General features: G+C 66.7%; 2 protein-coding genes. One reads left to right on the forward strand and one right to left on the reverse strand.

Annotated elements, in window-relative coordinates:
• The first annotated feature begins 69 nt into the window (after positions 1–69).
• Positions 70–864 (forward strand): hypothetical protein, encoded by a 795-nt coding sequence (locus FV230_RS25820; RefSeq protein WP_147844418.1) that lies wholly within the window; start codon positions 70–72, stop codon positions 862–864.
• Positions 865–1627: 763 nt separating this feature from the next.
• On the opposite strand, the gene FV230_RS25825 is transcribed toward FV230_RS25820, so the two are convergent.
• On the reverse strand, positions 1628–3651 hold a 2024-nt coding region (locus FV230_RS25825; RefSeq protein ID WP_147844419.1), incomplete at its 5' end, for a DUF4214 domain-containing protein.

The raw sequence follows: 3651 nt of genomic DNA on the forward strand, positions 1-3651 counted from the left end.
ACCCGTCCCCCCGCCACCGCCCCGCCAACGGGGCCTTGAGCATCCTCGCCGACGTCTACGGAGTGCCCGATGACCCTCGCCCCCTCTACGATCAGCTCTTCGGTTCACCTGCCGGCGCCGGCCACGCGGGCAATGGACCTGTTCGTCGCCCGCTTCACGAACCGGCTGGAGACGCCACCGAACGGCTTCCGGCGCCAACGGCTACCGCGATCAGCGGCACCCGACGCTGAACAGCGCGCTTGGCTCGAGGGTCGCCGCGATGATGTTCGGGCGGCCATGACTCCGACCCCCGGCCCGGAGGTCAACCGCGCTCTGCTGAAGCTCATGGGCGCGCATGCAGCGTTTGGAGCGCCCGAGCGCGAGATGCTGGGCAAGGTCGCGATCTACGCCGAGGCGGTTGCCCACCTGCCGACCTGGGCGATCGACGCGGCGCGGAAAGCGTTCCTGCGTCCGGGTTGGCGGTCGATGTGGAGCGGACACGGTTGCCCGGAAGCGGCTGACCTCGTGGCCGAGTGCCGTTTCATCCTCCTGCCATTCGAGACCGAGCTGACGAAGATCGAAGCCGTGCTTGACGCCGAGATCTACACCGATGGCGCGACCGAGGACGAGCGCCGCGAGGTCCTGGCGCACTTCGGCGACGTGCTCGCGGAAATGCGAGCCGGTGGGGCCGCGATCACGGAGCCGACGGAGGAGGAGATCTCCGCCGAGCGGACGGCCATGGCCCGAGCCAACGAGTGCTTCCGCGCGCGCGACCGGGCTCAGGCCGCGGCGGCCGGTCGGGACAAGCTGATGTGGGGCCGGCTCCCGATCAGCGATGAGCTCGCCCGCAAGATCGGGCTGCGCGCGCCGGCGGAGGTCGAGTAATGGCGGAGGGGGCATCCGCCGAACGAAACAGGCCCGGCGCGCGAGGCGGCGACCGAGCCTGTTCCGTTCATGGCAGGGTGGCGCGCCCGCAGATGGGACAACAGCCATCCGGAGCTATGCCAGTGAGCGATTAAGGAAGCCTTCCAGCGGCCGCATCGCGAAGCACGCCTGGCGACCTCGGGATCACCAGTTCGACGGCACAAGGCCGCACAGAGCCGTTTCCACCATCCAAGGCCCAGCGTTGAAGTATTGAGGCAGAATGTCCGCCCGTCCCGAAGGTCCCGATCCGCCCCTCCCCGTCTGGCTCGGGCACACTCCGAGTTGGACGGGCGGTGACGTCCTGCTCTGGATGAAGCGGTTCTTCTCCACCGACCCGCGCACGCGCAGCGCCAGCGAGGCTCGACCGATTGCCTGGCTGAACGATTACCTCTCCCCGGGCGACCCGGACTGGCCGAAGAAGCGGGACATCCTACTCAGTTGGGCCCGGTGCCGGGCCCGGAATGAAAGCTTTCAAGAGGAAATACGTCGGCACCCAACTACGTGGGGCTCGCCAGCCACAGTCTACCGTCTTCGCGATAATGCCGCCGCTGAGATTGCGAGAGGCATCAACGAAGTAATTGAGAGATCAACAACGTTAAGCGTTTGAAGTCTTTCACCTGACGAAATGGATGATGGCTGTTGCCGATCAACAGTTGGAGGTTTCCATTCAAATGGGACTGCAAAAGGCTCAAGCAGAACCTCTGGTACGTCGGAACGAAAGTTCTCAGGCGAGGTGCCAGCCCGCCTCGACATGTCCAGCGAGGTGCAGGCTGGCCTCTAGGCTCTCGGCTAGGCCAACCGCCACGTCGGCCCGTGACGCACCATGGCTCAGAGCGTCTACCCAGCTTTGCTCGCCACCCGCATCAGCCGACCGACCAAGGGCATGCGTGTACAGGCTGTCCACGTACTGCTGGTCTGTCTGGGCGGTCGGGTGCAGGTTAGCGTACTCGGCCGAGGACAGGAACGTCTGCGCCACGCTGGTGAGCGACCCACCATTGTGCACCAGGTCGGTGAAGCTCTGCAGACCACCGGCGTCCGGAGCACGGTCGAGCAGGCCATAGTACAGGTGCGCAACCGCCGAGGCCGCTGGATCGGCAACGAACACGCCGGCTTGCAGGGCTGGGGCGATCTGCCCCTGGTTTTCCGGGGACAGCGCAAACTCGAACGCTACGTCTGCGCGCGACTCGCCACTCGCCAGGAACGAGACCCAGCTGGCCTCGCCCTGCGCATCGGGGTCCCGGCCCAGCGCCTCGTGGTAGAGGTACTGGACGAAGGCGTCATCGCTGCCTGTAGTGTACGCCCCACCGTACTTGGCGGTGAACTCCTCCGATGCGAGGAAGCTAAGCGACACATCGTGCAGGCTTGCACCGTGAGTGAGGGCATTCGCCCAACCTTCGAGTCCAGGCGCATCGGGTGTACGGCCCAGCAGACCATCGTAAAGCGCATACGCCTCGCCGGCTGGACTGGACACGTCGTGCGTGACCGCCCCGAACAGGCTCTGGTTCGGGGTGTAGTCGAGGGCGAAGGCGAAGCTGTCGCTGGCGCCAAGGTTGCCGGCCGCATCGGTGGCGTTCGCGGTCAGGGCGTAGGCGTGGCTCGTCCCGCCGGCCATGTCGGTGGGCAGGGCGAAGGTGAAGTCGCCCTGGGCATCGACGGCAGCGGTGCCGAGCACGGTCGTGCCGTCGCTGATCGTCACGGCAAGGGCGGCATCGGCGGTGTCGATCGTGCCCGAGACCACGTGACCGTCGACAAGGTTGGTGGCCCCGCTGACGCCGGACACCGCCAAGGTCGGCGCGGCGGTGTCGGCCTGGACCGTGTTGCCGACCGCACTGGCAACATTCTGATGGATGTCCGTGATGGCCAGCGACGATGAGATCGCCCCATCGAAGCCCGTCAGGTTCACGCTGCCGGTGCCGTTGGCTGCGACCTGCACCATCTGCGTGTGCGTGCCGTCGGTGAAGGTCGCGACGGCGGTGGCATCGCTATCGAGGCCAGCCACCGTGAAGGCCAACGCAGCCGCCTCCGCGGCGTTGACCACACCATCGGCTGTTCCAGAGACCGTCAGCGCAGCGTCGTGTCCGACATCCGCCGAGGTGTCGACGATCAGCGTCTGGGCGGCGGTCACGCCGGGATTGCCGGCCACGTCCTGCGTTACCGCCTGGACGGTGTAGGTGCCGTCCGTCAGAGCCGCGGCCAGATCGGCGTTGACCCCGTTCGCTGTGCCGGGCCCGTCAACGCGGAAGGCGTAACGGTAGCCTCCGGTGCCGTCACTCACCAATGGGACGCTGTGCGCCGGCACGGTATGGCCATCGGCAGCGGTGAAGGTGACCACCGCACCACTCTGCCCGTTGAAATTTGCATCCGACGCCATTCCGCCAAGTCGAAAGGCATCGGCAAACTCGGCCGCATTCAGGACCTGAGCGTTGGCTCCTGCATCGGTGATCAGTGGGCGATTGCCATGCGTCGCATCCAGCCCGGTACCCGCCGACAGGGCAAGCGTGAGGCTCGGCGCAGTGTGGTCGAGGGTGGTGGTCGTGCCGGTGGAGCCCCCCGTGATCCCGTTGCCAGCGGCATCGGTAATTCCAGTGCCAGCGGCCTTCAAGTCGAGGTGGAGCGTGCCGTCGCCGGCCGCCTGATTGAGCGTGACCGTGTAGGTCGTTCCCGAGCCCGACACCGAGGCGATCTGCGCTGTTGCGGTGCCGCTGGTGTTGACGGTGAAGTCGTCGGCGGTGACGCCGGTGACGGCTT

Origin of the sequence: Methylobacterium sp. WL6, from assembly GCF_008040095.1 — a bacterium.
Taxonomy (GTDB): Bacteria; Pseudomonadota; Alphaproteobacteria; order Rhizobiales; family Beijerinckiaceae; genus Methylobacterium.

Coding starts and splice junctions, on each gene's coding strand:
- FV230_RS25820 (WP_147844418.1), top strand. CDS start 70: ATGACCCTCGCCCCCTCTACGATCAGCTCTTCGGTTCACCTGCCGGCG.